Origin of the sequence: Rhodobium orientis, from assembly GCF_003258835.1 — a bacterium.
In the GTDB taxonomy this organism is placed as follows: domain Bacteria; phylum Pseudomonadota; class Alphaproteobacteria; order Rhizobiales; family Rhodobiaceae; genus Rhodobium; species Rhodobium orientis.
Map to the genome: position 1 here is coordinate 1 of NZ_NPEV01000107.1, position 1,728 is coordinate 1,728.

Annotated in this window: 2 protein-coding genes; one reads left to right on the forward strand and one right to left on the reverse strand. The window is 62.6% G+C overall.

Going from position 1 to position 1,728, the window contains the following annotated elements; translation table 11 throughout:
* Window positions 1–227: 227 nt before the first annotated feature.
* On the reverse strand, window positions 228–599 hold the full coding sequence (locus tag CH339_RS23530) for a hypothetical protein (protein WP_111436852.1): 372 nt from the start codon (window positions 597–599) through the stop codon (window positions 228–230).
* 433 nt (window positions 600–1,032) lie between these two features.
* Here CH339_RS23530 and CH339_RS23535 point away from each other — a divergent pair, with 433 nt between their 5' ends.
* The gene (locus CH339_RS23535) at window positions 1,033–1,677 is read left to right on the forward strand and encodes a peroxiredoxin (RefSeq protein ID WP_111436853.1); all 645 of its coding nucleotides are present in this window, start codon (window positions 1,033–1,035) and stop codon (window positions 1,675–1,677) included.
* The last annotated feature ends 51 nt before the right edge of the window (window positions 1,678–1,728 follow it).

Here is a 1,728-nt window from a genome sequence, read left to right on the forward strand (position 1 = left end):
ACGCCGCGAAACGTCTGAAACCAAGTAGAATCAATGCCATGCACCCTGTCTACAAAATTAGACCGGACAGTAGTGGGTCAAGCCCGGCAATGACGCCGAGGGGTGTGAGAAGGCGTCGGCTGGAACCGTGACCAATCCGTCTGACGCAGCGTTTGAACTGCCAAAAAACCAAAGGCCCCGCCGGATGGCGAGGCCCTCGGTACTGAGCTGTGACCGGCAGGGGTCGATCAGTCGCAGACCCAGACCTTTTTGCGGACGATCACGCGCTCGCCCCAGCGGTTGTAGCGCTTCTTGCGGACGATTACCCAGCCGCAATCCCGCTGCGAATAGGCACCGGCGGCGATCGCACCGGCGGCAAGGCCGAAGACGAGGCCCGCAGCGGCGGCTCCGCCGTGGTGGTGGCGGTGACGGCGGCGCCAGCCGACCTTGGTGACGTCGCCGGAGGTGTCGGCGCTGATCTCGGCCTTGGCGAGCGCCGGACCGACATTTATCGGCGCGGCGGTGGCCGAGGTGGCGGCCAGCGAACCGGCCAGGATGGCGGCGGCGGTCAGGCCGCAAACGGTGGACTTCGACTTGGCGAACAGGGTCTTGGCAAACATCGTTTCGTCTCCGGTTTTGCGGGGGCTTTGCCCGCGGGGTTCCTGTCTCTGGCTTTTCTGGTCCGGCGGCGGCGGCTTGCCGTCCGTCGATGATTGAAAGGTAGGAGAGATCGGACCCGGCCGTTGTGATGCCCGTCACCATTTGCCCGCTTGCCGGTTTTCCGGTCGGCGTTGCCGCGTTGAATGTCGTCACCGCAGCGCGGATGCCCCGGATAAGTCGGCATGTCACATCCCGCGATTGCGGATGTTCAATTCCTTTTTCCGACCCTTGCGGTAGAGTCCGCGGCGATCTGAATTCGCGCAAAGTCCTTGCTGGCAAACGGAAATTCCCGCCGGCTGCGACAAAATGGCAGAACCGGAAATTTAGGCTTTCCTAATATTAGAAAACCTCTATTAATATAATCATTCTAACTCGCAAATATGGAGTCAAACGATGGATACCGAAACCGCGCCCGCCTTCCCCCAACTGAACAAGCCGGCCCCCGATTTCACCGCCCCGACCACCCACGGCGAAAAGTCGCTCGCCGACTACCGCGGCAAGTGGCTGGTGCTGTTCTCGCACCCGGCCGACTTCACCCCGGTGTGCACCACCGAGTTCATGGGCTTTGCCAACGCCCACGACAAGTTCGCCGCGATGAACTGCGAGCTTCTGGGCCTGTCCATCGACAGCCCGCACTCGCACATCGCCTGGGTGCGCAACATCAAGGAACACTGGGGCGTCGAGATCAAATTCCCGATCATCGCCGACCTGTCGATGCAGGTCGCCAAGGCCTACGGCATGATCCAGCCGGGCGCCAGCGACACCTCGGCCGTGCGCGCCACCTTCATCATCGATCCGGAGGGCATCCTCAGGGCGATGGTCTACTACCCGATGTCGAACGGCCGCTCGATCGACGAGTTCGTGCGCCTTGTCTCCGCCCTTCAGACCTCCGACACCAACAAGGTGGCGACGCCGGAAAACTGGCAGCCGGGCGACAAGGTCATCGTGCCGCCGCCGATGACGGTCGATGCCGCCGACAAGCGCGCCTCCGAAGGCTACGACTACACCGACTGGTATTTCTCCAAGACCACGGTCTGACCCGATCCGGGCCAACCATGGACACCAGCAAAAAGGCGGCCGCGCACGCGC